The sequence below is a fragment of the Lentzea cavernae genome (assembly GCF_014653695.1).
In the GTDB taxonomy this organism is placed as follows: Bacteria; Actinomycetota; Actinomycetes; order Mycobacteriales; family Pseudonocardiaceae; genus Lentzea; species Lentzea cavernae.
This window is the reverse complement of sequence record NZ_BNAR01000007.1, coordinates 335065-360528: the sequence shown is the minus strand read 5'-3', so window position 1 is coordinate 360528 and position 25464 is coordinate 335065. Positions and strand designations below refer to the sequence as shown.

Annotated in this window: 25 protein-coding genes; 8 read left to right on the top strand and 17 right to left on the bottom strand. The window is 70.6% G+C overall.

What is annotated here, in order from left to right; genetic code table 11:
• Window positions 1-4 precede the first annotated feature (4 nt).
• The 5 genes from IE307_RS24645 (at window position 5) to IE307_RS24625 (ending at window position 2960) form a co-directional block, all read left to right on the top strand.
• On the top strand, window positions 5-625 hold the full coding sequence (locus tag IE307_RS24645; RefSeq protein WP_191301535.1) for a response regulator: 621 nt from the start codon (window positions 5-7) through the stop codon (window positions 623-625).
• Window positions 626-695: 70 nt separating this feature from the next.
• The gene (locus IE307_RS24640; protein WP_191301532.1) at window positions 696-1067 is read left to right on the top strand and encodes an ATP-binding protein; all 372 of its coding nucleotides are present in this window, start codon (window positions 696-698) and stop codon (window positions 1065-1067) included.
• A gap of 16 nt (window positions 1068-1083) precedes the next feature.
• Complete coding sequence (locus IE307_RS24635; protein ID WP_191301530.1) at window positions 1084-2109, top strand: PAS domain-containing sensor histidine kinase; 1026 nt, start codon at window positions 1084-1086, stop codon at window positions 2107-2109.
• Window positions 2106-2474, top strand: coding sequence for a response regulator (locus IE307_RS24630; RefSeq protein WP_229905023.1), 369 nt, complete (start codon window positions 2106-2108; stop codon window positions 2472-2474). Before IE307_RS24635 ends, IE307_RS24630 begins: the two co-directional genes overlap by 4 nt.
• A gap of 102 nt (window positions 2475-2576) precedes the next feature.
• Window positions 2577-2960: an STAS domain-containing protein gene (locus IE307_RS24625; RefSeq protein ID WP_191301529.1), complete on the top strand. Its 384-nt coding sequence runs from the start codon at window positions 2577-2579 to the stop codon at window positions 2958-2960.
• 18 nt (window positions 2961-2978) lie between these two features.
• Here IE307_RS24625 and IE307_RS24620 read toward each other — a convergent pair whose 3' ends face one another.
• The 7 genes from IE307_RS24620 to IE307_RS24590 form a co-directional block, all read right to left on the bottom strand.
• On the bottom strand, window positions 2979-4124 hold the full coding sequence (locus IE307_RS24620; protein WP_191301527.1) for a glycosyltransferase: 1146 nt from the start codon (window positions 4122-4124) through the stop codon (window positions 2979-2981).
• A 24-nt stretch (window positions 4125-4148) separates the two neighbouring features.
• Window positions 4149-5234, bottom strand: coding sequence for a nucleotide disphospho-sugar-binding domain-containing protein (locus IE307_RS24615; protein ID WP_191301525.1), 1086 nt, complete (start codon window positions 5232-5234; stop codon window positions 4149-4151).
• Between the two features lie 44 nt (window positions 5235-5278).
• Complete coding sequence (locus IE307_RS24610; RefSeq protein WP_191301523.1) at window positions 5279-5797, bottom strand: TetR/AcrR family transcriptional regulator; 519 nt, start codon at window positions 5795-5797, stop codon at window positions 5279-5281.
• 223 nt (window positions 5798-6020) lie between these two features.
• Window positions 6021-6941: a hypothetical protein gene (locus tag IE307_RS24605; RefSeq protein ID WP_191301521.1), complete on the bottom strand. Its 921-nt coding sequence runs from the start codon at window positions 6939-6941 to the stop codon at window positions 6021-6023.
• Between the two features lie 143 nt (window positions 6942-7084).
• Entirely contained in the window at window positions 7085-9844 is a 2760-nt protein-coding gene (locus IE307_RS24600; protein WP_191301519.1) for a helix-turn-helix transcriptional regulator, read from the bottom strand.
• An 86-nt stretch (window positions 9845-9930) separates the two neighbouring features.
• A complete protein-coding gene (locus tag IE307_RS24595) occupies window positions 9931-10857 on the bottom strand; it encodes an LCP family protein (RefSeq protein WP_191301517.1) in 927 nt (308 codons plus the stop codon).
• Window positions 10854-11360, bottom strand: a complete 507-nt coding sequence (locus tag IE307_RS24590; protein WP_191301515.1) for a SigE family RNA polymerase sigma factor — start codon at window positions 11358-11360, stop codon at window positions 10854-10856. Before IE307_RS24590 ends, IE307_RS24595 begins: the two co-directional genes overlap by 4 nt.
• 162 nt (window positions 11361-11522) lie before the next feature.
• On the opposite strand from IE307_RS24590, the gene IE307_RS24585 reads away from it, so the two are divergent.
• A complete protein-coding gene (locus IE307_RS24585) occupies window positions 11523-13130 on the top strand; it encodes a PI-PLC domain-containing protein (protein ID WP_229905022.1) in 1608 nt (535 codons plus the stop codon).
• Here the strand turns inward: IE307_RS24585 and IE307_RS24575 are convergent.
• From IE307_RS24575 to IE307_RS24560, 4 genes are all read right to left on the bottom strand, one after another.
• Window positions 13127-13930: an SAM-dependent methyltransferase gene (locus IE307_RS24575; protein WP_191301513.1), complete on the bottom strand. Its 804-nt coding sequence runs from the start codon at window positions 13928-13930 to the stop codon at window positions 13127-13129. The two genes, IE307_RS24585 and IE307_RS24575, sit on opposite strands and share 4 nt — an antisense overlap.
• Before the next feature lie 58 nt (window positions 13931-13988).
• Window positions 13989-15023, bottom strand: coding sequence for a tetratricopeptide repeat protein (locus IE307_RS24570; RefSeq protein ID WP_191301511.1), 1035 nt, complete (start codon window positions 15021-15023; stop codon window positions 13989-13991).
• On the bottom strand, window positions 15016-15489 hold the full coding sequence (locus IE307_RS24565) for an RNA polymerase sigma factor (protein WP_191301508.1): 474 nt from the start codon (window positions 15487-15489) through the stop codon (window positions 15016-15018). The genes IE307_RS24570 and IE307_RS24565 overlap by 8 nt, the downstream gene beginning before the upstream one ends.
• A gap of 121 nt (window positions 15490-15610) precedes the next feature.
• Window positions 15611-18694: a TIR domain-containing protein gene (locus IE307_RS24560; RefSeq protein WP_191301506.1), complete on the bottom strand. Its 3084-nt coding sequence runs from the start codon at window positions 18692-18694 to the stop codon at window positions 15611-15613.
• Between the two features lie 233 nt (window positions 18695-18927).
• Between IE307_RS24560 and IE307_RS24555 the strand changes: the two genes are divergently transcribed.
• Entirely contained in the window at window positions 18928-19407 is a 480-nt protein-coding gene (locus IE307_RS24555; protein ID WP_191301504.1) for a DUF4262 domain-containing protein, read from the top strand.
• Window positions 19408-19693: 286 nt separating this feature from the next.
• On the opposite strand, the gene IE307_RS24550 is transcribed toward IE307_RS24555, so the two are convergent.
• On the bottom strand, window positions 19694-20668 hold the full coding sequence (locus tag IE307_RS24550; RefSeq protein WP_191301502.1) for a helix-turn-helix transcriptional regulator: 975 nt from the start codon (window positions 20666-20668) through the stop codon (window positions 19694-19696).
• An 82-nt stretch (window positions 20669-20750) separates the two neighbouring features.
• Here IE307_RS24550 and IE307_RS24545 point away from each other — a divergent pair, with 82 nt between their 5' ends.
• Complete coding sequence (locus IE307_RS24545) at window positions 20751-21224, top strand: VOC family protein (RefSeq protein ID WP_191301500.1); 474 nt, start codon at window positions 20751-20753, stop codon at window positions 21222-21224.
• A gap of 62 nt (window positions 21225-21286) precedes the next feature.
• Here IE307_RS24545 and IE307_RS24540 read toward each other — a convergent pair whose 3' ends face one another.
• The 5 genes from IE307_RS24540 to IE307_RS24520 form a co-directional block, all read right to left on the bottom strand.
• Window positions 21287-21502 (bottom strand): hypothetical protein, encoded by a 216-nt coding sequence (locus IE307_RS24540; RefSeq protein WP_191301498.1) that lies wholly within the window; start codon window positions 21500-21502, stop codon window positions 21287-21289.
• A 12-nt stretch (window positions 21503-21514) separates the two neighbouring features.
• Window positions 21515-22882: an NAD(P)/FAD-dependent oxidoreductase gene (locus tag IE307_RS24535; RefSeq protein WP_191301496.1), complete on the bottom strand. Its 1368-nt coding sequence runs from the start codon at window positions 22880-22882 to the stop codon at window positions 21515-21517.
• A complete protein-coding gene (locus IE307_RS24530) occupies window positions 22883-24100 on the bottom strand; it encodes an MAB_1171c family putative transporter (protein ID WP_191301494.1) in 1218 nt (405 codons plus the stop codon).
• The gene (locus IE307_RS24525; protein ID WP_191301492.1) at window positions 24087-24644 is read right to left on the bottom strand and encodes a hypothetical protein; all 558 of its coding nucleotides are present in this window, start codon (window positions 24642-24644) and stop codon (window positions 24087-24089) included. Before IE307_RS24525 ends, IE307_RS24530 begins: the two co-directional genes overlap by 14 nt.
• Window positions 24645-24705: 61 nt before the next feature.
• Window positions 24706-25413 carry a helix-turn-helix domain-containing protein gene (locus IE307_RS24520; protein WP_191301490.1) on the bottom strand — a complete coding sequence of 236 codons (708 nt, stop codon included), beginning with the start codon at window positions 25411-25413 and terminating at the stop codon, window positions 24706-24708.
• Between the last annotated feature and the right edge of the window lie 51 nt (window positions 25414-25464).

Here is a 25464-nt window from a genome sequence, read left to right as displayed (position 1 = left end):
GGCCATGACCAGAGTGGTTCTCGTGGAGGACCACGACATGGTGGCCGAGGCGATCGGCCAGGCCCTGGAACGCGCCGGGATCGACGTGATCGCCCGCGCGTCCACCGTCGCCGCCGCGCTCGCGGAAGCGGAGTGCGGCAGGCCCGACGTCGTCCTCCTCGACCGCAGACTGCCCGACGGCGACGGCACGGCGTTGATCGGCCGGTTCGTCGAGGCGGGCGCCAAGGTCCTGGTGCTGACGGGCGAGGCGACGGCCTCGGTCGCCGCGCGCGTCGCGGAGGCCGGTGGATCGGGGCTGATGCTCAAGTCGGCACGGCTCGACGACCTGGTCGAGGCGGTCCGCAAGGTCGCCGCGGGCGAGGTCGTGTTCGACCCGAGGCTGCTCGCGGGCGTGCTCGACCGGCTGACCGGACGGGTCGGGATCGCGGGCTCCACGCTCACAGCACGGGAGCGGGAGACGTTGTCGCTGCTCGCGGACGGTGCCGGTCCCGAGCAGATCTCGACCAGGCTCGGCGTCGCCCGCAACACCGCGCGCAACCACGTGCAGCACGTGCTCGACAAGCTGGGAGCGCGCTCGCAGCTCGAAGCGGTGTCCATCGCCCGCCGCGAGGGCCTCCTCGACTGATGCACCTGCACCAGACGGCCTGGTTTGCCTGCGTCTCCACGCACGACCGCCGTTGGTGCACTGTGGTGCGGTGACCAAGAGTTCGCTCGGAGAGGCCGTCTTCTCACTGCCGGACGCCGATCGGCGCGGTGGTGTGGCGCTCGCGCGCGAGTTCGCCCGTCGTGCGGCCTCCACCTGCGGATATCGCGGCAACCACGCCGACGTCGTGCTGGTCGTCAACGAGCTCACCACCAACGCCGTCTGCCACGGCAGCGGCCGCCCGGTCGTGCGCATCGCGGGCGGTGAGGAGACGATGCTGATCGAGGTCGTCGACGACGCCGCCGCACGCCCCGAGCCGCGCGCCGACGGCTGGGGCCTCCAGCTCGTCGCCCTCCTCTCCGACAGCTGGGGCGTCCTGGAACGCGCTGGTCAGAAGGTCGTCTGGTGTGAGCTGACGGCCTGAGCCCCATGATGAGGCCGTGCAACCGGAAGCTTGGCGCGACAGCGATCTCTTCCGGCTGCTCGTGCAGGGCGTGCGGGACTACGCGATCTTCGCGCTCGACCCCGGCGGGCACGTCGTGAGCTGGAACGCCGGCGCCGAGCGCATCAAGGGCTACGCCGCCGGGGAGATCATCGGCCGACACTTCTCGACGTTCTACCCGCAGGAGGACGTCCGCTCCGGCAAGCCCGAGTGGGAACTGAGGGTCGCGAGGGCCGACGGCGCGATCGAGGACGAGGGCTGGCGGGTCCGCAAGGACGGCACCCGGTTCTGGGCGAACGTGATCATCACAGCGCTCTACGACGACGGCGGCGAGCTGCGCGGGTTCGGCAAGGTCACCCGCGACATGACCGAACGGCGGCGCGCCGAGCAGCAACTCACCGACCGCCGCCGGCTGCTCGCGCACCTCGTCGAGGCGCAGGAGCGGGAACGGCAGCGCATCGCGTGGGACGTCCACGACGACACCATCCAGGCCATGGTCGCCGTCGACATGAGGCTCCAGCTGCTCGCCCGCAGGCTTCCCGAGGAACACCGCGGCGCCCTGGATCAGCTCGACGGCGCGGTCCGCGCCACCATCAGCAGGCTGCGCAACCTGGTGTTCCGCGTCCGGCCGCCCGGCATCGACCGCCAGGGCCTGCGCGACTCGCTGGCGACCTACCTCGCGGACACCTCCATGGCCGGGGAGATCCGCTACGCGCTCGAACGCGAGCCCGGTGAGGACGCGGCCATCACGATCTTCCGCATCTGCCAGGAAGCGCTGACCAACGTCCGCAAGCACGCGCGTGCGTCGCGCACGGTCCTCGACCTGTCCACTGTGGATCACGGGTTCCTCGTCCGGGTGGTGGACGACGGCACGGGGCTGCCCGACCTCGACCCGAACGCGGGGCACTTCGGCCTGATCGAGATGCGGGAGCGCGCGGAGGCCTCCGGCGGCTGGTGCACGGTGTCCGCGAGCGGGAGCGGGGGCACTGTCGTCGAGTTCTGGCTGCCGGACGTGCGGCCGTGATCGTCCGGGTGCTGATCGCCGACGACGATCCCCTGATCAGGGACGTCCTCAGGGACGTGCTCGACGAGGAGCCCGACCTGCAGGTGGTGGCCGTCGCCGCCGACGCCCGCGAGGCGGTCGAGCTGGCCGAACAGCACTCGCCGACGGTGGTCGTGCTCGACGTGCGGATGCCGTTCGGCGGTGGTTCGCGCGCGGCCGCGGAGATCCTCCGGCGCGCCCCCGGCACCAGGATCCTGGCGTTCTCCGCCTACGCCGACCCCGGCGCCGTCGACGAGATGCGGCGCGCCGGTGTGACGCACTACCTGGCCAAGGGGGTGCGCAACACCGAGCTCGTCGACGCCGTGAGACGGTTGGGCGTGGGATAGGTTGTGATGGGGAAGCAACGGCCGTAACGTCGGAGACGTAGCCGGGTTCAGCAGCGTGCTCGGAGTCAGGGTCTCGTGCGCTTCGGCCACCGGGGAGTGCTGGTGAACGAAGAACAGTTTGAGGAATCGCCGCTGCTCACGGTACGTGCCACCGAGGTGGCCGGAGTGGTGGTCGTCGAGGTGGAGGGAGAGATCGACGTCGACACGGCAGATGTCGTGCTGGACGCCGTTCGTCTCGGCTTCGCCTCCGCCGGACCAGCCCTCGTCGCCGATCTCACGCTGGTCAGCTTCTTCGGCTCGACCGGCATCTCCACGTTGATCTCGGCCCACGAGATCGCCGATGAGCACGGCAAGAAGCTGCACGTCGTGGCGCCGCAGCGTGCCGTCAGACGCCCGTTGCAGGTCACGGGCGTGGCCGACGTCCTCTCGCTGTACGACTCCGTCGACGACGTGTTGTCGGCGTTGAAACCGGTGCCCAGCGAGTAGGCACCGGTCCGCACGTCGTCAGCCGGCCAGTTCGACGAGCCTCGGCACGACGTCATCGGGGTGGGGCATGGCGGCGATCTCTGCGGCGATGCCCGCGTTCGCGACCCGCACATCGTTGTCCTGCAACAGCTTCCGCGCTGTCTCCTGCACCGCGTCGGCGGTGAAGTCCGCGCCGACGAGCTGCGCTCCCAACCCGGTGCTCGTGACGATCCCGGCGTTGCGGAAGTGGTCGGCGCCCTGGGGCAGCACGAGCTGCGGCAGGCCGTGCGTCATCGCGGCGACCGTGGTGCCGGCGCCACCGTGGTGCACGACGAGATCTGCGTGCGCGAGCAGATCCGCCTGGGGCACCCACGGCAGCAGGTGCACGTGGTCCGGCACGCCGGCGAGCGCGGACGGGTCGACCTGGGGCCCGGTCGCGACCAGGACCTCGGCGTCCACACCGGACAGGCCGGTGATCGCGTTGCGCAGCACGTCCGGGTTCGCGAACGCCGTGCCGAACGTGAGGTAGACCAACGGCCTTTCGTGCGCCACGACCCAATCGGGCAATTCGCCCGGTTCGGTGAAGGGGACCGGGCGCATCGGAATCCGATCCACGTCCGAAAGAAATCCGAGATCCTGCAGGGACGGCGGGAAGACGTCGAGATAAGTCGATCCCAGGCCGTAGTGCTGCCCATTCGGCAGGGTGATGCCGAGTTCGGCGACGTACTCCAGCAGGAGATCGCTCATGGCCTCCGGGACGAGGGTTTCGTCCATCTTGCCGAACCCGTGGCACACGGCCGGAATGCCCGCCCGCAAGGCCGCGAGGCCCGCGCCGGCGTTCATGAGCTCGAAGACCACGAGGTCGGGCTTGTCCCGTTCGAGCACCGGCTCCAGATCGGTCACGAAGGCCCTGGGCAGCACTGATCCGAACGCGTCGACGGCCGTCTGGCGCAGCATGTCCCGGCGGAACCCGGCCGTGCCGTGCAGTTCGTTGGCCTGGCGGAACGCGGACCAGATGCTGATGCCGGCGTCGACCGCGGTGAATCCGAGTTTTTCCACAGTCGCGTGGAATCCTTCGTCGACGGCGTAGAGAACGTCATGTCCTTGCGCTCGCGCGGCGGTCGCGAGCGGAAGTAACGGGTAAACGTGTCCGTGGGAGCCTAAGCTCGAGAAGAGAATGCGCACCCGGCCACATTAGGTGTTCTTCTATTACATCGGTGTCAATCTCGCGAACCTGTGCCACTGGTCAGTTATTTCCGACGGCGACGGCATCGAGGCGATCTCGGCGCGCACCTCACCGGAGGCCCGCTGCAGCTTCGAGTCCTCGATCAACCGCGTGAGCAGCTCGGGCGTCACCTCGCGCGGCTCCGCCGCCAGCCCGGCCCCGCGCGCCGTGATCGCGTTCGCGTGCACGGTCCGGTCCCCGGGGCCGGGCTCGACCAGCTGCGGCACCCCGGCCGCGAGCGCACCGAGCAACGTCCCCGCACCGCCGTGGTGCACGATCCCGTCGCAGAACGGCAACACGCGCGGCACAGGCACCCACCCGACCGTCCGGACGTTGTCCGGCAACCCCTCGGTCCGTTCGGGACGCACCAGCACGAACTCGGCGTCCACCCGCTCGGCCGCCCTGACCACGGCCGCCATCATCCGGCCGGAACCGGGACCGGGCGCGGTGCTCCGGCTGACCAGGATGCGGGGCTTGCCGGACGGCTCCGCGAGCCACCGCGGCACCTCCCCGTCCCCGCTGTACGGCACGAACCGCATCCGCTCCCCACCGCCGAACTCCGCGAGCGACGCCGGCGCCGTCCGCAGAACCGTTGAGGGAGAACGAACTCCGGCCTTCATCCGCGCCCCGACCGCGGCCGTCAGCTCCAGCCCGTCGAACAGCGACACGTCCTGCACGATCGACGGCACCCCCAACGCAGACCCGGCCGCGGCCAGCGGTTCGTGCACCGCGACATCCGGCCGCCAACTCTCCGCAAGCACCCGCAACGGCGCCGTCATCGCGTCACCGACCGCACCGAACAACCGCGACACGAAGTCGAGCCGCCCGCTGCCCCGCATCTCCCGCCTGGCCACCAGCGGATGCGTCAGCATGATGCGCATCGCGATCGGTCCGAACCGGACGCTCGAGGGCACGACGTCCTCGACGCGCAACCCGGAGTCGCGAACCCGCAACGCCTCGCCGCCCGTCGCGACCACGACCTCGTGGCCCGCGTCGCGCAACGCCAGGGCCAGCGGCATCAACGGGAAGACGTGACCAAGGAGGGGAGCGGCGACCACGAGAACACGCATACCTCCAGGCTAACCGCACGCGCGCCGGTGCTCCGGCGGCTGAACTAGGGCTCCACGAGCCGCCGCACCGCGTCCTCCACGGTCCGCCGCCTCACCACGTGATCCGACGTCGACGGCGCCGACGACCACATCGACGCGACCGCCAGCACCAGCTGCAGCACCTGCTCCGCCGGGAACCGCGACGACACCACCCCCGACTCCTGAGCCGACCGGATCGCCTCGACCTCGGCCGCCCGGCTCACGGAGGCGCGCCGCTCCAGCCGTTGCCAAGTTGCGAGCCGGGCGAACTCGGGGTGCCGGTGCTGCAGGTCGTACAGCCTGGCCGCGTACCCCGGCAGGTCGCGGACGTCGAACTCCACCGCCGCCGCGCCCGCCACCTCCGACTGCACGGCGTCGAACAGCTCGTCCTTGCCGCCGTAGTAGTTGTAGGCGAGACCCGCGGAGCACCGGGCTATGCGCGCGATGCGTTCCATCCGCGCCCCGGCGATCCCGTGGGCGGCGAACTCGACGAACGCGGCGTCCAGCAACCGGCGGCGGGTGCGTTCCCGATCGCGGTGGTGCATGAACCCCAGGCTAGTGGCGTGACCCGGCCCGTTGGCGAGCGGATTCACGCTCAGCAGGGCGCCTCGCGGTGCCGCCCCCACGCCCCCGTACAACCAGTACGAGGGCGTGGGGGCGGCACCACGATGCACCCGTCTGACCGCGAATCCGCCCGGCAACGTTCCGGGCCACGCCACTGCCGAAGGGCCGCACCCCTGAAGGGATGCGGCCCGAATTCCGGCAGGACTACTTGGCCATGTCGAACCAGTTGAACGCCTCGATCATCTGACGGGTGGTGTCGCTGACGTAGCGCGGCCCGGTGAGCTCCCAGCGCGTCACGGTCCGGTAGGTGCCCGGCTCGAGCGACTCGTCCTCGCGGGTGTTCTCGTCGTCCTTGACCGGCACGTACTCCTTGATGGACCGCTTGGTCAGCGTGACGTCGAGCGACTCGTAGCCGGACTGGGTGGACAGGTAGTTGCCCTGGCCGCTGTCGCCCGCGCGGCCCGGGTCGGCCAGCTTCAGCTGGATCGTGTTGCCGCCGAACGAGCCGGTCGCGGACACGACGGTGACGATGTGGCCGCCGCTGCGCTGCAGCGAACCGGTCGTGGGGCCCGCCTTGTAGCGGCCGTACACGATCTGCAGCGGGCCCTCGTTGAGCTTCTTCGCGAGGTCGCCGGCGAAGTCCGGGTTCTCGTGGGTGCCGACGGCGCCCGTGGAGGTGGTCCAACCGGCGTCGCGGGCGGGCTTGGTGGCGATGTCCCACGCCTTGCGCAGGTTGCCGAGGCTGGTGCCGCCGTCGTACTTCGCGTCGACGCCGATGCGCCCGATCGAGTTGGTGATGACGCCGAAGTCGGCGGGGTCCTTCGGGTTGAGGTTGCCGACCTTGGTGGTCAGCCAGCCGACCGGGGCGTCCTTCTCATGGCCCCAGTAGTGCAGGACGTTGTAGAGCGAGGCCGGGCCGCAGTACGCGTTGCCGTTGTTCTCGAGACCGGCGCGGTGCTGGTCCACGTCGCTGACACCGCACTTCTTGACGTTGAAGTCGGGGCCCGCGAGGTCGGAGGCGCCGACGCACGGGGGCGGGGTGCCGATGACCGGGTCCGCGACGGCGGTGGCGGGAGCGACGACGGCGGTGAGAGCGGCGGCGGCGATCAGGGCGTTGCGGATCATTTCGGTTTCCCCTTCGAGTTCCTGTGTTCCCCTGCGGTGACACAAGATTCGCCGAGGCGGACCCCCAAGGGCATGAGGGGAAGACCCTCAACCCCGCTGCGGAAAAGTTGGGTGTATCAGGGACACCCCCACGTCGCTCTGTCTCAGGCGAGGACGCGTGCGAGGTCCCTGCGACCCGCGATCCCGAGCTTCGTGTAGATGCGGCCGAGGTGGTTCTCGACCGTCTTCGGCGTCACGAACAGCTCCTGCGCGATCTCCCTGTTCGCCCTGCCCGCCGCCGCGAGGTCGGCCACCCTGCGTTCGGACGCCGTCAGCGCCTCCGCCCCCAGCGCCGTGTGCCGCCGGGGCCGGTCGCCGAGTGCTTCCAACGCCTCGGCCGCGCGGGTCTGCAGCACCGCCGAGCCGCACTTCTCGGCGATGTCGATGGCCTTGTGCAACGGCTCGCGCGCGTCCGTCCGCCGCCGGGCCACCCGGAGCGCCTCGCCCAGGTCCACCAGCGAGCGGGCGAGCTCCAGCCGTGACGGCGACTCCTCCAGCACGGACACCGACTCGGTCAGCAGCTCCAGCCGTGCATCGGGGGAGGCGTGCGCGAGCAACTTCAGAGCCGCGCCGACCTCGGTCGCGGCGCCCCACCTGCGGGCGACCTCGAGCTGCTCGGCGGCCAGTTCCAGGGCGAGTTCGTGCTGGTTGAGCTGCAACGCGGCCTTGGTCGCCACCGCACGCCACGGGATCGTCGGCGGATCCACGTGCACCTGGTGCATCGCGTCGCGCTGGCGGTAGGCCTCGGACATCGCGCGCCGTGCGTCGCCCTCGGCCAGCGCGATCAACGCGCGCACCTCGTGCAGCCAGATCATCGGCATGGTCAGCCGGGCATCGGCGTGGGCTCCGTCGAACGCCGAGATGAAGGCGTCGGCCGCCGCGACGTCGCCCCGTTCGAGGGCCGCGTAGACCGCGAAGTGCGTCGAGGTCGCGCGCAGGCTGATCACCTCGGACACCGGGTCCTCGTGCGCGACGGCGGCCAGCGCGCCCTCGGCCTCCGCCTCGACGGCCCGCATGTCGCCGCGGCGCCAGTTCAGGAACAGCGACGCGTTCGCCACCATCGCGAACTCGATCGGCGACCCGTGCGCCCGCACCTTCAGCCTGGCGCGGTCGATCTCGTGCCGTGCGGTGTCGACGCCGTCGGCTGCCATCAGCGCGAGCAACGCCACCAGCCACGCGACCATCGCGTCCGTGCTGCCCGTCGCGTCGTCGAGGTACGCACCGTTCGCGAGCGCGCGCGTCGCCGTCGTGGCCACCTCGTCGTGCGGCCACACCTCGTAGCGGCCCATCTGCGCGAGGAGGCCGAGCAACGTGCGTTCGTCCGGGGTGCTGCCGGCGAGGCCCGCGTACGCGCTGAGGTGCTCCGACGCGATCTGCCGCTGGTCGGGCAGGAACGAGCGGAACACCGCGAGCCGTGCTTCGAGGTGCAGCCGCGACTCGCCGTCGGGGCGGGCCGCGATGGCCTCGGTCAGTTCCGCGATCGCCGCGGCCGGGCCTTCCAGCGCGGCCGTCGCCGAAGCCGCCGCCGCCACCAGTTCCGCGTCCGGCAGGCCCTGCGCCGCCGCCTTCAGGTGCCGGTGCGCGTTCACCGCGTCGCCGACCCGCAGCAGCGCCCGGCCCAGTTCCGCACGCAGCCCGGCGTCATCGGGCTTCTCGTCCACCGCCCGCTTCAGATGTCCTGCGGCCGTGCGAGGGTCTCCGGCCGACAACAACGTCGCCGCGGCTTTCCGCAGCACCTCCGCGGCGTTCGGAAGTGTCCCTTGTGGAGCATGGGCGAGATGCGCGGCCACGCGGTCAGCCGGTGCGTGCCTATCCCACAACGACTTCGCGGCGCGCGCGTGCAGCGAGGCGCGCCCGATCGGCCCGAGGCCGGTCAGAACCGCTTCGCGCACAACGGGATGCACGAACTCGAGGTGCTCGCCGGTGACGAGCACGTTCGCCGCCGTCAACGCCTCGACCGCACCGGGGAGATCGGTGACCCCGGCCAGTTCCGCTGCCTGCCACGGATCCGCGTGCGTGCCGAGAACGGCGACCGCGCCCGCGAGCGACACCGCCTCGGCGGACAGCCTTCCCAGCGTGGCGCGGAAAACGGTGCTGGGTCCGAGCGTGCCGACCTTCTCGGCCGTCGCGGCGTCGTCGAGCGGCAGCCCGAGCGCGGCGAGCTCGTCGACCAGAACGCCGGACAGGAAGGGGTTTCCGCCGCTGGCCGCGTGCAGTGCGGTGATCACCTCGGGGTGCCCGCCGACCAGCGCGCTGAGCGCGTCCGCGGTGAGCGGGCGCGGCAGCAACCGGTCGGCGGACACGCTGAGCTGCGCGAGCGGCCCGGAGTTGTCCCTCGGCGGCCGGGTCGCGACGACCAGTGCGATCGGCAGGTCGGCGATCCGGCGGGACAGGTAGACGAGGAACTGCAGCGACGAGTGGTCCGCCCAGTGCGCGTCGTCCACCGTGATCAGCAACGGGCGGGTGGAGGAGAGGTCGACCGCGACCCACCACAACGAGTGCAGCGTGCGCGCCAACTCGGCCTGGCTCGGGTCGAGCGCGGCGTCGTCCAGCGACCTCAGCGCCGCCCCGGACGGCCCGGCCAGGATCTTCTCGCGGATCTCGCCGGAGTACCGCGACACCGACCGCTCGACCATCTGCCGGACGACGCCCCACGCCATGGCGCTCTCCAGGGCGTCGCCGACAGCCTGCAGCCGACCGAAACCGCGTTCCTTGGCCAGTTCACGGCACTCGTGCACGAGCCTGGTCTTGCCGATGCCCGCACGGCCCTCGATGACGACGACACGACCCTCACCACGGGTGGCTGCGTCCAGAGCTTCACGAATGTGCGCGATCTCGGAGTCACGTTCAAGTGGTTCGCGCACAAACCGATCGTAGCGGCCGTCTCGCGCGCCACATGCAGGTCATCGGCTGCGCAGAAGGGCGACTTGATGCTCCATCCGAGTGATCGTCAGTCCACGCACCCGGTCCCGGCCTGGCCCTTGCCGCTCAGTTGCTCCTCGACGAACTTCTTCCCCTGAGCCGGATCGACCGCGTAGCCGTACGCGCTGTCGCGCACGACCTCCTGATTCACCAGCAGGGTGGAGGTCCGGATCTTCACCGGCCCCTGGAACCGCGTCGCGAAGGCCACCACGTCCCAGCCCTCGTCGACCTGAACCGCCTTGCCGACCAGGCGGGCGAGGACCGGGCCGGTCTCCCCGGTGATCTTCGCTGCGAACCCGGCGAGGAAGGCCTGCTGCCGTTTCACCCTGTCGAGGTCGCCCAGCGGCAGACCGTGCCGCTGCCGCAGGAACGCGAGTGCCTGGTCACCGGCGATCACCTGCTTGCCCGCGGGCAGGTCGGCGCCGCTGTACGGGTCGTTCACGGCCGCGTTCAGGCACACCTCCACGCCGCCCACAGCGGCCGCGACCTCCCCGAACGCCGCCATGTTCACCGCCGCCCAGTGGTCGACCCTCGTCCCGGTCAGCTGCTCGACCGCGTCCACCAGCCTGCGCGGGTCCTGCATGTACAGGCTGTTGAGCCGGTCGGGGCTCGCGCCCACGTAGATGTCCCTGGGCAGCGAGATGACCGTGGCCGACCCGTCGCCCTCGAAGCGGGCGAGCACGAGCGCGTCGCTGCGGTGGGTCTCGTCCGTGCCGATGAGCAGGACGTTCTGCGCTTCGGCGACCGGTGCGTTCGCCGGCGCCGCGTCGGTCTTCTTGATCGTCGTCGGGATGATGACGGCCGCGGCGGCAGCGGCGACGGTGAGCGTCGCGACACCGATGATCAAGCCGAACGGCTTGCTCTTCCTGCGCTTGTGCAGTTCGGCCAGCACGGTCCGAGAGTCGACGCGCTCGTCGGCCTCGGCGGCGATGGCCTGGCGGATCAGGTCGTTCATGAGTGCACCCCCAGGGTGGCGGACCGGGCGAGTTCGTGAGCGCGCAACGTCTGCAGCGCGCGAGAGAGTTGGCTGCGCACGGTGGATTCCGCGCACCCGAGCACCTGTGCGATCTCGGCGTCGCTGCAGTCCTCGTAGAACCGCAGCACCAACGCGGCACGCTGCTTGCGCGGCAGGATGGCGATCCGTGCGCGCATGGCCTCGCGTTCGGCGTGCGCGTCAGCCGGATCGGCCATCGACGGCACGCGCTCAGCGAGTTCGCTGCGCTCGACAGCGATCTCCTTGGCCGCCTTGCGCCGCCGCCACGACAGGTAGTCGTTGGTCACCATGCGCTTCACGTAGAGATAGGGCGCATCCATCGCTCCGATGCGCTCCCACTTGCCCTGTGCGCGCATGAGCACGTCCTGCACGATGTCCTGCGCCAGATGCTTGTCGCAGGTGATCGCGGTGGCGTAGCCCAGCAGCCGGTCCAGCCGATCAGCGACGAACTGGTCGAACCCCACACCGCCCCCTTCTCGTCGATGGTCGCTTGCGGTACGGGAAACCCCTCTCGCCGCTCGAACCGCTGCATCGCGTTGTGTGGCCCGGCCCACAGATGTCTCGGTTTGGCCGGATTTCGAAGTGAAGTCTTTTCATGTTCACGTCCATGGTCGAGCCTTCACCTCATGCGCATCATCCCTGCACTCGCGCTGTTGTCGCTGCTGGTCGTCCCCGTGGAAGCGGCCGCAGCCCCCAACGGCAACTACTACCTGCAGAGCGCCGTGACCGGCCAGAACGCGGCCGTCTCCGGCTCCTCCGTCCAGCAGCACCGCCCCAAGGGCAACGAGGACCGCCAGCAGTTCTCCTGGAACGGCAGCACGCTGTCCGAAGGCGGCCAGTGCCTCGGCCGTGCGGGCGACGCCACCCAGATGACCAGCTGCTCCAGCGCCGACGCCCAGTGGACCGGGCTGCTGGACGACCAGGACAGATACCGGTTCAAGGACCCAGGAGCCGATCGCTACCTGATCGCGTCCGGCACCGACCAGATCCGCGTCGGCACCGGCAACGACACGTGGTTCCTCACGCCGGTCAACCCGGTCCGCGTCCAGACCCCCGCCGACCCGCGCCTGGACGAGATGACGTTCCTGACCTCGCACAACGCCTACGCGAACGGCGTCGACGGCGGCTTCATGTTCGCCAACATCGCCCCGAACCAGTCACGCGGCATCGTGCAGCAGCTCAACGACGGCGTCCGCGGCTTCATGCTCGACATCCACCAGACCCCCGACGGCGCGATCCTGTGCCACAACAGCTGCACGGCCGTCAGCAAGCCGGTGGCGCTCAACGTCGACATCAAGCGCATCGTCGACTTCCTGAAGTCCCGCCCCACCGAGATCGTCACGGTCTTCCTCGAGGACTACGTCTCCGCCGACGTCCTGCGCTCCGAACTGGCCCGCGTGAACGGCCTCAACGACGTTCTGCACCGAGCAGAGGGCGTCCGCGAGAACGGCTGGCCCACGGTGTCCCAGATGAGGGCCTCAGGCAAGCGCCTGCTCATCTTCACCAGCCACAGCCCCGACGGCCGCGAGGACTCCGGCGTCCTCTACCAGCGCGACTGGACCGTCGAGAACTACTGGTCGATGGGCGCCGGCGTCGGCGGCAGCGACTGGTCCTGCTACTCCCGCTGGGGCGACAAGCCCCTCACCACCACGGAAGCGAACTTCCGCCCGCTGTACGTGATGAACCACTTCCGCGACGTCCCGATGGAGGGCACCGTCGCCACCGACAACTCGAAGACCGTCAACCGCGCCCAGCGCTTCTGCGAACCCGCGGCCCGCAAGACCCCGAACTACCTGGCCGTCGACTTCTACCACCGCAACACGCCGTCACTCCCGGCCGAACGCCACCCGTCCGGCACCGGACCCGTCCAACTGCCCTCGGGACTCTGCCTGGACAACGACAAGGGCGGCACCGCCAACGGCAACCCGATCCAGATCTGGACCTGCAACAACACCTACGCGCAGAAGTGGCGCGTCGTCGCCGACGGCACCATCGCCATCGCCGGCAAGTGCCTCGACGTCGACAACGGCGGCACCACGAACGGAACCGTCGTCCAGCTCTGGCACTGCAACGGCACGGGCGCGCAGCAGTGGCGCGTGCGGTCCGACGGCTCGGTGCAGAACCCGCAGTCGGGGCTGTGCCTGGACAACCCCGGCGCGTCGACCACTCCCGGCACGCGCCTGAACCTCTGGACCTGCAACGGTTCCGCGGCCCAGGCCTGGAAGTTCCGCTAGACCTTGCGACCGACGCCCACGTAGACGTCCTCCGGGCCGCCTTCTCCGGCCGGGCCGAGTTCCGGGTGCCACCGCGGCGCCGGGACGACGCCCGGCTGGAGGACCTCCATGCCGGCGAACATCGGCTCGAACTGGGAGAGGGCGCGGAAGTACATCGGGTCGCGGCTGTGCTTCATGGCCTCGACGACGTCGCCCATCTCGTCCGGCTTGAAGTCGGCGGTGAGGTGTGAGAGCGCGATCAGGCTGCCCGCGGGCATGGCGTCGCGGTAGCGGGCGACGACCTCGGCCGGGCCCTTGTCGTCCGAGACGAAGTGCAGCACGGCGACCATGAGCAGGCCGACGGGCTGGGAGAAGTCGATCAGGTCCTTCACGACCGGGTCGGAGAGCACGTCGTCGGGGCGGCACATGTCCGCTCCGACGACGCCCGCGTTGGCGTTGCCCTCCAGGATGAGCTGGCTGTGCGAGACCGCCACCTCGTCGTAGTCCACGTAGACGACGCGGGCGTCCGGGTTCTCCTGCTGCACGATCTCGTGGACGTTGCCGACCGTGGGGATGCCCGAGCCGAGGTCGAGGAACTGCGTGATGCCCTGCTCCATCATCAGCAGGACGGCGCGGCGCATGAACGAGCGGTTCGACGCGGCGATGGCGCGGCCGTCGCGCAGGATCTGCAGCACCTTGTCGCCGACCATGCGGTCCGAGGCGAAGTTGTGGCCACCTCCCAGCAGGAAGTCGTAGACGCGCGCCGCGCTGGGCACGTCCGTGTTGATCCCTGCGGGCACCCACGAAAAAGGCTCGGCCATGCCGCAGAACCTACTCGCATGCGCGCACGCGTGTATCGGCCCGGATCGGGTGAAAGCGTCAGCGGGAGTGTGCCGAACGGGCCGAAACCTGCTCTGCCAGCACAGATGCACCGGCCTGGCGGGCTTCCTGGTCGAGCCAGCGCAGGTGGTCCTCAGCGCGTGTCGAACGCAGGTTCCGTGCGGATGCCACGGCTGCCGCAGCGAATTCGGTCGCCGCGGCCACATCACCCAGAGCGAGGTGGTTGCGGGCCAACGCCGTCAACGCGAGAGTGCGGGCCCGGCCTTCGCCATATGTGCTGACCTTTGTGGTGAGTGAGGCGATGGCTTGTCGCGGATCGTTCAGTGCGCGCCGGTCGGCCCACGCGTTCTGCGCCGCCACGAAACCGAGCTGGAAGGCCTTCAGCGCGTCGTCGGGTGCGTTGTGGTGCAGGAACATCCGGCCTGCGTGTGTCAGCACGGACGCGATCAGCGACTCGTTCTCGGCCTGCCGTGCCAGCGTCAACGCGCGCGCGAAGTGCGGTAGCGCCGTGCCCGGCATGCCGCTGTCGAACGCCGTCCAGCCCGCCAGTTCGCAGACCTCACCGACGGCGGTCCACGTCGGAGCGTCGCCCACGACCACCATCGGTTCGACAGCGGCCAGGTGCTCCAGAACCGAGGTGTGGCAGGCGATTCCGCCGTAGCGCTGGTCCAGCGCGCGCAACGCTCGGGTGCGTCTCGTGATCTCGGAGGCGGGGACGCGACGGGACGGCATCCCGGACGGCAGCCAGTCGAACGTGGGCGCACCGACCATGATCCGGGCCGCGTGCTCCAGGAACCGTTGGCGCTCCTCGGAGTTCTCGCGGATCAGGTCCTCGGCCTCGGAGAACCCGTCCGCCACGGCCGCCTTGCACCACTGCGTTGCCTCGTCGGTCTCGCCGAGTGCGAACAGGACGCGCGCCAGCCGGACGGCGGCGTCACCGAGGCGTTGGTCGGCGGCGACCCGGAAGTGCACGGCCGCCTCGCGCAGACGACCTGCTCGTTCGGCGGACTCGCCGGCGCGGTACATCTGCTCGACGGCGTCGTCGAGTTCGAACTGTGCCAGCAGCTCACTCATCACTGCCTCCGAGAATCCGCCGCAGCTCGGCCCGGCCGCGGGTGAGGTGCGTGCGCACGGTCGACTCGCCGACCACCAGCACCGCGGCGATCTCGCTGACCGAGTAGCCGAGCAGGTGGTGCAACGCCACGGTCTCTCGGTGCCGGGGAGAGAGTTCGCGCAACGCCGCATGCAGCGCTTCCACGTCCTGGGCGGGTTGAACAACCTCTGGCACCTCGGCCAGTAGCGTTTCGCGCGCATACCGCTGCTGCCATCGCCGCATGAGTCGTATCGCGACTTTGAGCACCCACGCCTCGGGCTTGTCGTACGCATGGATGTCGCACCATCGGTGCTGCGCGATCAGCAACGCGTCCTGTGCGATGTCCTCGACGGCGCGGTTGTCGTCGCTCAGGGCCGTCAACGTCCTGGTCACCACGGGCAGGCACTCGCGGAAGAACTCCGCGAAGCCCTGGTCCGGTGCGCTCAACGGCCTTCCCTTCAGCGTCCGTCCGTGTCGTTAACCGCCCAAGGGCGACCTTCACCGGTTACAGGCACTGAAACCGGCAAAGGCTGACAGACGGAAGGGAATTCACCCGATCGGCGGGCTCCTAGGGGAGCAGGTGGCGGAAGGCCGCGACCAGCAGCATGCGCTGTTGGTCGACGTCCAAGCCCTCGTCGAGCTCGTCGTCCTGGTGGAGCTCGCGGGTGGTGGAGGAGCCGCGCGTGCCGAACGACTCGACGCGGACCGCGATGTCCACGACGTCGGACGAGAGGTCCACAGTGGACTGATCGGTCGGGATGGGCTCGTTCTGCTGGTAGAGCTCGTAGCGGAACCGCATGCCGATCGTGCCGTCGAACGTGACCTGCTCGGTCGGCAGCTGCAGCGCGTCGAACACCGCCTGGTACAGCTCGGCGCCCGTGACGTGCAACGGGGTCATCACGACGTGCGTGGTGCCGAGGTCGTGGCTGCGCACCGAGATCGCGACGGTCGGGCCGTCCGGCGTCGGCGGGACGGGTTGCGGGAACACGGGGAGCTCCGACTTGCGGTCGGAGCGCCACGCGGCGACGAGGCGGTCGGCGGCGTCCACGAGGTCGATGTGCTTGCGCGGCGCGAGGAGCGGTGGCAACGGTTCCTCGTCCACCCGCACGATGAACAGGAAGGCGCGGCGGCGCGTCATCTCCAGGGTCAGCGCCCCCGTCCACTCCTGGCCGGCCCACTCGCGTTGCGGGGTGTTCGCCGACCACAGCAGGACGTAGTAGTCGGAGGTCGCCAACGCCTCGTCGATCGCGGCGGCCACGTTGCCGCCGGGCGCGAGCTCGTTCTCGTCCAGGAAGGCGTTGACGTTGCGGGCTTCCAGGTCGGCACGGAGCTGCTCGGCGTGCGCGCGGTCCTTTCCGGCGAACGACAGGAACACCTTGGGACGGGTCTCGAGCGGCACGGGGTCTCCGTTCTTCCTGAGTCTTCTGCGCAGCGGGCCGGCTGAGGTCTGAACGCCCGCGTCGCCGTGCAGGGACCAGCACGCCCAGTCGGCGGGGTGCCGGCCGGCGACTTCGGCCAGCGCGTGCTGCAGAGCGAGGTCCCGGGGGAACTTCGCGAGGTTGCGGTCGAACGCGTCGAGCACCTTCCGCTCGGCCTCGCTCCCGGTCCGCCACCGGGCGGCGACGACCGCCGCCGCACCCGCGGTGATGGCCGCGCGGACGAACCCGGGCCGTTCGTCGCGGCCGCGTTGCTGCGTCATGCCGGACTCGCAGGCGCCGAGCACGACCGTGCCGCACGCGCTGAAGTCCATCTGCCCCAACGCTTCCACGGTCACCTGTCCGTCGCCGAACTGCAGCCAGGACTGGTCGGGGTTCATGCGGTCGTGCATGCCGTGCGCGTTGATGCGGACGCGCTGGAAGCGGCCCGTTTCCAGCGTGCGCAGCAGCTCCGAGGCCTCCTCGACGACCACCGCCTCGTCGCCCCGCAGCTCCTGGGAACGTCGTCGCAACGGTCGCAGCGCGGACAGGCACGGCAGGCTGGACAGCGCGTGGGTCATGCCCAGGAACAGGTTCGCGCCGGGGACGGGCAGGCCCGCCAGCGGGATGTCGGCGAGGACGTCACCCGCCACCACCGCGATCCTGGTGGCCTTGGACGGCAGGGCTCCGACCACCTCGTCCAACGCGATCAGACCGGCCAGCTCGCCGAGCAGCGCACCGAGGATCGCCTTGTCGTACTTGGGTTTCCACGCCTTGATCCGGCGGATCGTGTCGGTCAGGTCGCCGATGTGGACGTCCGTCGTCACGTGCGCGGTCCTGCGCCCGATGATCAGGTGGTGGAGCCGGTCCGGCGTCGCGTGCATCATCCACACGACCTGGTCCTTCGGCAGGTGCCTGGTGGCGCTCGCGAGCCAGCGCCTGGCCGCCCGCAGGTCGGTGAAGCTCGGGAGCTCGCGCGGTTCGGGGAGGATCGACGTGCCCCGGGCGGCCTCGACGGCCACCACCAGCCCCGCCAGCGCTTTGTCGCCCTCCCGATGAACGCGCCGGGCCGCGGCCCGCACCCGGCCGTCCTGCACGCCGGGGGCGGCGCGCAGCATCCGGAGTTTGACGCTGGGGCTGTCCCGGTGGTCGGTGATGGTGTCTTCGATCCGGTGCGACTCGGCCCAGTGCTGCGCGGCCAGGTCCTCCTGACCCGCGTCGGCGAACGTGTCACCGAGTTCGCGCAACGCCAGCGCGGTGAGCTCGGGGTGCCCCGACCGGCTCGCGACCTCGAAGTGCGGCACGGCCTGGTCGAGCCGGCCCAGCGCGAACGCGAGCTCGGCGGCGGTCAGGTGCCACAGCGGGGAGTTCCCCTCGCCCAGCAGGCCTTCCGCCTTGATCAGCTCGTTCTCGGCGATCAGCCGGCGGACGTGCGAGAGCCTGCGTTCCGGGCTGAACGTCTGCGTGGCGTCCGGCAGCTGTGACACCACCTCCGGCCCGGCCGCGGCGACCAGCAAGGGGAAGAGCCTGCGCGCCGCACCCGCCTGCCGCGTCATGACCAGCAGCACCGTCAGCTCGTACAGCACCGCGAACCTCAGCGCCGCCTCGATCTGGTAGCCGGTGACGCACCTCGTCATCAACGCCAGCGCCTCGTCGTAGCGCACCTCGCGGCGCAGCGCGGCTGCCTGTTGCAGGAACTCGATCGGGGTGCGGGGCGTCCTGTCGTCGAGCTTCGCGACGCGGGTGCCCCTGCGCACGTCCAGCAGGAGCCGGTCGCGCCCGATGTGCTCGAGGTACTCAGGACGTCCGGCCCGGCGGAAGTGCCGCTCGGCGGCGTCCAGCTCGCTCTCCGCGGTGGGGTAGTCGTAGAAGTCCGCCGCCGCCAGCGCGGCGACCCGCGCGAGCCTCGCCTGCTCCAGTTCCGTGAGCTTCAGCCTCCGCAACTCCCGCACGTCCTGCTCGGCGGTGAGGTGATCCGTTGCGGCACTGCGGATCTGGGCGCGCAGCACGCGCAGAGTGGTGTCGTTGCCCGCGCTCAGGTACTCGTCGCACCGTTGCGCGGCCTTGGTGATCGCACCGAGGTTGAGCAGGGTCGAGCAGTGGTCGTGGGCCACGGCCGGGCTGATCCTCGCGGCCTTCTCGTAGGCGAGGTCGACGCCGAGCACGTTGCCGCGCAGGGCGGCGGACCTGGCGGCCTTGACCGCGTCCGCGAGTGGGGTGCCGGGTTCGATGCGCATTCAGTCCCCGCAGCCCCCGGCGGTCGCGAACGACACCGCTGAGCGGGGTTGTTGTCGTTGTGCCTTCACGGGTTGAAGCGTTCGTTGGCGCATGCACGTTCCTCCGTGCGTCGCAGATTAACGATCCAGACGGCCCACAGATCGTTTGTCAACTTTCTGTCCATGAACTCCTCAAACGATCTTGTCGGTGCTCCTCGGCACACTGGATCCACCACCGATCCGAGGAGACCACCATGTGCTGGGACTGCGACCACCCCGCCGACCGGATGGAAGAACACCTGGCCACCCTGCGCCGCTGCATCGACGCCCGCGGCTGGGCCGTGCAGGCAGTGGAACGAGACCGCGCCCACCCGCCCTGGGCCTACACCGTGGGCCTGAGCCCCCGCGGCCTCCCGGAACTCGTCGTGACGGGCATGGCCGTCCTGGAGGCGGGCCGCCTGCTCGACGACATGGCCGAGCACCTCGCCCACAGCTGCCTCCCCGCACCGGGAAAGCGCTTCACCGTCCCCGGCGGCCCGCTGCTGGAGGTCGTCCGCGTGGCCCGCCCCTGGGCCCACCTGCTGGTGTCCGCGCGGTTGTACGGGGAGGGCATCGAGGCCCTGCAGCTCGTGCACGCCGACGAGTCGGGGCGCTGGCCGTGGGACCGGTCCTACGAGGGGGTGGTGGGAGGTCAGCCGGTGCTGGGGGTGAGAGCGGGGCCGCCCGACGGGTGAGTGGTGCGGCGCTGGTACGCCGTGGTCCGGCTGGCCGGGGCTCGCCTGGTTCCTCGCGGACGGGCGTCACGTCCCGGCCGGGTGACTCCAGCAGCCGGTCGGTGGCAGCGCCGTGGCCCCGCGCCGCGGGTGATCCACCAGGGCGTCAAAGACCGCCGCGACGCCGTAACCCGTCGCACGGCCGATCCGCCAAGCGTCACAGGTGGTGTCCCGAACCCGGTGGGTCTAGCCGGCGCGTCCCCTCCAGCGGGTCCTCTGGTACCCGTTCGCGGTGCTGCGGGTCCAGCTACTGGTCCGCGGCGCCGGGCCGCCCCACCGACCGGCTGATCCGCTCACCCAACCCCCGAAGGTGCCCGATCAGCTCATCCGGCCCGTGCACCACGAAGTCACACCCCAGCAAGGTGAGGCGGAAAGCGAGGTAGTCGACGGTGTCCTCGACGCTGTGCCAAGAACACGAACCATCGTCGACAGCGGCCAGCTCACCGGCGAAGTCGGCCAACCGAGCCCGCGCCAGCTCCACCGGCAGCCGCAGCGTCACGCGGGCCCGGAACGTCGGGGCCGAGTCGTACATCTTCTGCGTCACGAACGCCGTCGCGTCCCCACCGGGCGGCACGCGAGGTGCGAAACGGGCCCCGGTCGCCACCGCGGAGGAGACTCGGTCCAGCCGGAACGTCCGCCAGTCGTCCCGTTCCACGTCGAAGGCGAGGAGGTACCAGCGCCGGTCGAGCGCTACCAACTGAATGGGCTCCACGTGCCGCTTGGACACCACGTTCTCGTTGGCCACGTAGGTGAACCGCACCCGTTCGCGGGCGGCGACCGCGCCGGCGACCAAGGTCAGCTGGCCCGGGTCCACCAGCGTGGCGTAGGTGGCCGAGGTGGGTGCGGTGGCCGACGTCAGCGACGAGACCCGCCGGGCCAGCCGGGGCGGCAGCACCTGCTGCAGCTTCGCCAGGGCGCGCAGGGAGGCCTCGGCGATGCCCGCCACCGGTTGCCGGGCGGCAGTGCGCAACCCGACCGCGATGGCGACGGCCTCTTCGTCGTCGAGCAGCAGCGGGGGCATCGCCGCGCCCGCGCCGAGCCGGTACCCGCCGAGCACGCCCAGCGAAGCCTCGACGGGATAGCCGAGGTCGCGCAACCGGTCGACGTCGCGCCGCACCGTCCGCGGCGTGACGCCCAGCCGGGCGGCCAGTTCGCTGCCGGGCCACTCGCGCGGGGTCTGCAGCAACGACAGCAGGCGCAACAACCGGGCAGCATCACTCATGCCGCAAATCTAGGCGAGAAATAGGACTGAACCCGTCCTACTTCGGGCATACGGTCGCCCCAACGAGCAAAGGGGAGACCAGATGAACGTCGTGCCCGAGGGCTACCACACCGTCACGCCGTGGCTGATCACGCAGGGCCGCACGGCCGAGCTGATCGACTTCATCGTCGAGGTGTTCGACGCGACCGAACTCGGCCGCGTCGGCGAGGCGCCGGAGATCGGCCACGCCGAGGTCCGCATCGGCGACTCGGTGGTGATGCTGTTCGACGTGCCGGCCTGGCCGCCCACACCCGCTTTCCTGCGCCTCTACATCGCCGACGACGCGGCCACGCTCAAGCGCGCCGTGGCACTGGGCAGCAGGGTCGTCACCGAGCCCACCGAACTGTTCTGGGGCGACAGGGTCAGCAGGTTCGCCGACCCGTTCGGCAACCTCTGGTGGCTGCACCAGCGCGTCGCCCAGCCCACCGAGGCCGAGGTGCACGCCCGCATGCAGGACCCGGCGTTCGTGGAGGCCATGGCCTACGTGCAGAGCGCGGACTTCACTCCGCAGAGGTGAACGGGCCGTGTCGCGGTGCCGCCCAAGCCCCACGGCGTCGAACTCGGCGTGGTGCGAGCCCTTCACGACACCGAGCCACCGGAGCGCGAGGGGGATGGGGGAGACGTCCGGCACCGGTCGCCCTCCTCCCGCACCAACGGCCCGAGCACGCCGCGCCCCGCGTCCCAGACCTGGGCCCGCTGGAAACCGTTGCCCCCGAAGTACTCGGCGTCCACGAACGCGACCGGCCCACACGCCGACCACCCCGCCAGCCGCTCGACGGACGCCCCAGCGGACAACGGCAGCACCTGTCAGCCGGTGACCCGCTCCCGCTCGTCCGCCGTCAGCGTCGGCTCCGGCGACCGAGACCGGGGCCCGCGCAGGGTCGCCCACATCATCTTGGGACTGACCAGGTTCGCCATCGGCGCGGACAGGGTGAACGCCTCCAGGAACGCACGGGTCACCGGCGCCTCCGTGGTCGCCGTGCGCACCAAACGGTCCACGTACCGCTGCAGCACCCGCCCGGCCAGCGGCAAAGGCTTCCCGACCGCGCCCGGATACAGGATGTCCTGGTTGGTCGCCATCGCCCAGGCCCCGTCGACCACCTTGCCGATGCCGCGCTGGATCTGCTGCGCGGACTGCCCGGCCGCGAGACCGGCGTCCAACGCCTGCGCGCTCTGCGCCGCGATCGACATCCCGTGCCCGTAGACGGGGTTGTAGGTCGCCACCGAGTCACCCAGCGCCAGCACCCCGGAGGGCCAGGACTTCAAGCGCTCGAAGAACATCCGCCGGTTCGCGGTGCTGTGCGAGCCGTACACCGGCGACAGAGGTTCGGCCGAGGCGATCAGCTCGCCCACGACCGGGTTGCGCACCGACCGGGCGAAGCCGACGAACTCCGCCTCGTCGGTCGACGGCTCGCCTCCGCGCGTCCCGGACAGCGTGACCAGCCACTTGCCGTCCTCGATGGGCAGCAGGGTCGCGGTGCAGCCGGGGAACGGGTCACGCGGGTTCGCCTGCACGTTGACGAGCGGGAACCCGGAGGCCGCCGTCGGGGGAGCCCGGAAGATCCTGGTGGCGTAGGCGAGTCCGGAGTCGACGCTCTCGGACTGCACGTCCGGCAGCCCGAACTCGGCCAGCCACGCGGGCAACCGGGAGCCGCGCCCGGTCGCGTCCACGACGAGGTCGGCCTCCAGCGAGATCCGCTCCCGCGAGATCCGGTCCTCGACGAGCACCCCGGTCACGGCGTCGCGGGAACCGAGCAACGACACCGGCTCGGTGCCGGTCAGCACGGAGATCTTGTTGTCCCGCAACGCCCGGCCGCGCACCACCCAGTCGAGCAGCGAACGACTGCACGTGACGATGAACTGCATCTCGGGGAACCTCGGCACCCACCCCTGGGCGCTCAGCGACACCAGGTCGTTCGGCACCCCGATCCGGTGCGCGCCGGCGGCGAACAGCGCGTCCAGCGTGCCGGGCAGCAACGCCTCGATCGCCCGCGCGCCACCGGACATCAGCAGGTGCGCGTGCCGGGCCTGCGGCACCCCGGAGCGGGACTCGGGGCCGTCGGGCAGCTTGTCGCGCTCCACGACGGTGACCTCGTCCACGTGCCGGACGAGAACGGACGCCGCGAGCACGCCCGCGAGTCCACCGCCGAGCACAACGGCGTGTGTGGGTGCCATCTAATCCATTCCCCCTGCTGCTTGCACGCGTGCCGCGTCGGCGACGGCGGCGTCGACTATCGGCGAGTGCTGGTACGCACGCGAGATCCGGACCCACCTGTCGTGCTCGACGGCGAGGTCGGTGCCGTCGACGATCTCCGCGGCGGGCCGGCGCTGGGGCGCTCGCGAGCGGCCACCGGACGAACCCGCCGCCCGCAGCTGGGCCGCCTCCACGACGGCGGCCACCTCGTCCTTGGTCAGCGAGGCCCGGTGCGCCAGCGAGGTCGCGGCCTCGCCCACCGAGAGGTCGAAGTACGGCGTGAGCGCCCAGCGCCAGTCGTTGAGCTCGATGATCTGCCGGCGCACGCGGTGGTGCGGGTTGAGGAACTTGCCGGGCGCCACCAGCACGATGCCGGGGTTCACGTGCACCAGCGCGCGGTGCAGCGGCCGCAACGCGAAGTACGTGCGCCAGCGCCGCACCCACTGCGAGGGCGACGGGCGGTTCGGCCCGAACACCGGCAGCGCCATCGCGATCACCAGCGGGATCATGCTCAGCGACGCCATCAGCGGCGCTGTCGTGCTCAGCACGTCGAAGCTGCGCTCACCGGCCCAGTCCATCAGCAGCACGAACAGCTTGATGACCGCGAACGCCATGGGGAACAACGCCGCCGCGCAGTACCACCGCAGCCCGAGGCGCAGCCACGGCCGCGCGGAGATCGCCTCGTCGCGCGAGCCCTGCCAGCAGTGGTAGGCCTGACCACCGCAGCCGATCATGGTGGAGACGAGGTAGATGAACAGGAAGACCGCGATCGTCGGCTGGGTCGCGTAGTAGGTGTCGAAGTCGATCTGACGTTCCTCGCCGACCTCGGACTTGAAGAACAGCACGACCATCGCGGCGACGACGGTGGCGTAGCTGACGACGATCAACCGGACCCGTTGCCACGCCTGGGCCGCCGGGTACCGCCAGTACAGCACCAGCGCGAACGCCGAACCGGCGAAGCAGACCACGAGGCTGTAGACGAGCAGCGCGGCGAAGTTCGGCACACCGGTCGTCCAGTTGATCCAGGTGATGTTCGCGGGTGCCGCGAAGAGGATGGCGAACGCCGAGAAGAACACCGTGCCGATGAGGGCGACGACCCGGGGACTGCCCCAGCTCGAGCGCAGCGCGCGGATCTTGTACGCGAGGAGGAAGAGGCCGACGACACCGCACGAGAGGTAGATCAGGTTAAAGATCGCCACGACGCACCCAGCGGGATCTTCCCTCGAGAGACTCGGCCACGCGGCGCACGTGCGCGGGCTCCTCGGTGGCGGCCGTGTCGGCCCACACCCGGTGCTCCGTCAGCCTTTCCAGCAGGTGGTCGGCGAGGTTCTCGGCCTCGCGCTCCTCGTCCTCGGTCACCGTCGTGCGCCCGGCGATGATCTTCGCCATCCGCGGCAGCAGGTGCGGGGCGAGCCTGCGCAGGCCCTCGTCGCGGCTCAGGGCGACGGGCTGGTGCTCGAGGAGCACGTGGGCGAACTCGTGCAGCAGCACGTGCAGGCGGTGGTACCAGGACGGGGAGTCGGCGCAGATGACGAGGTACGTGCCGTTCTCGAGCAACGCGGTCGCGCCGCTGAGGCAGACCGCGTTGGTGATGGCGGCGAACCGGACGTCGACGCGGCGCCCGAGCCGTTCGCTCATCAGCTCGCAGACCCGGCGGCTCGCCTCCTGGTGCGTGGCGTCGGGCGGCAGGCCGAGGTCCCTGGCGACCTCGTCGACCAGCTTGCGCAGTTTCCTGCGGTTCACCCGTCGCCTCCTCTCGATGTCGTCTGCAGCGGCCCAGGCCGAGATCTTCACGCCGTCGTCATCAGGTGTGGTCCGCGGAGGAGCGGCGGCTGTTCAACGGGAACGACCACCCCTCGCCGACTTCGAGGGCCTGCCGGAACCCTTCTACCGCAGCAGCCCTGGCCTGTGGGGAGAGATCGCCCGTGCGTTCGGCCAGACGGGTGACGAATTCGACGACGCCGAGTTCGCGCAGTGCCAGGAAGTCCGTCAGTTCCGAGTCGACGCGCGCCGCCAGTTCGTCGTCGAAGAAGTACGCGGGGTCGGCGCCGAAGTGATCTGCCAGGCCGAGGATGTGCTTGAGCCGCGGGTTGTCGCTGGTGTTGCTCAGGAGCTCGCGGATGTAGCTGGCGGAGATGCTGCCGAACTGGCCGGACGAGCTGATCGCGGCCGCGACCTCCTCCGGGGACCAGGGCCCGCGGTCCGGCGGGTGCACGGCCTCGAAGAGCGTGCTCAACGCCGTGGGCCTCCAACCAGGCCCTTCTGCCGTGCGCAGCTCACGGCGCCCACCCAGGAACACCGCGGGGTGCACGCCGAGCGCGCCGGCGAGGTCGACGATCGCCTGGCAGGTCGGGTTGTCCTTCACGCCGAGCCGCAGCTGCGAGATGTAGCCGTGCCCGATGTCCCCGCCCCGTGACTTCACGGCGGCGGAAAGCGCTACGTTGGTGACCTTGCCCCGGCCGTCGGGCGGGTTGTTGCACAGCTCGTTGAGGACCTCGGCGAACGGCCTCACGCCACACCTCCGCTGGAGCGACTCAGGGCCAGAGGATCGTTCCACTGCTGT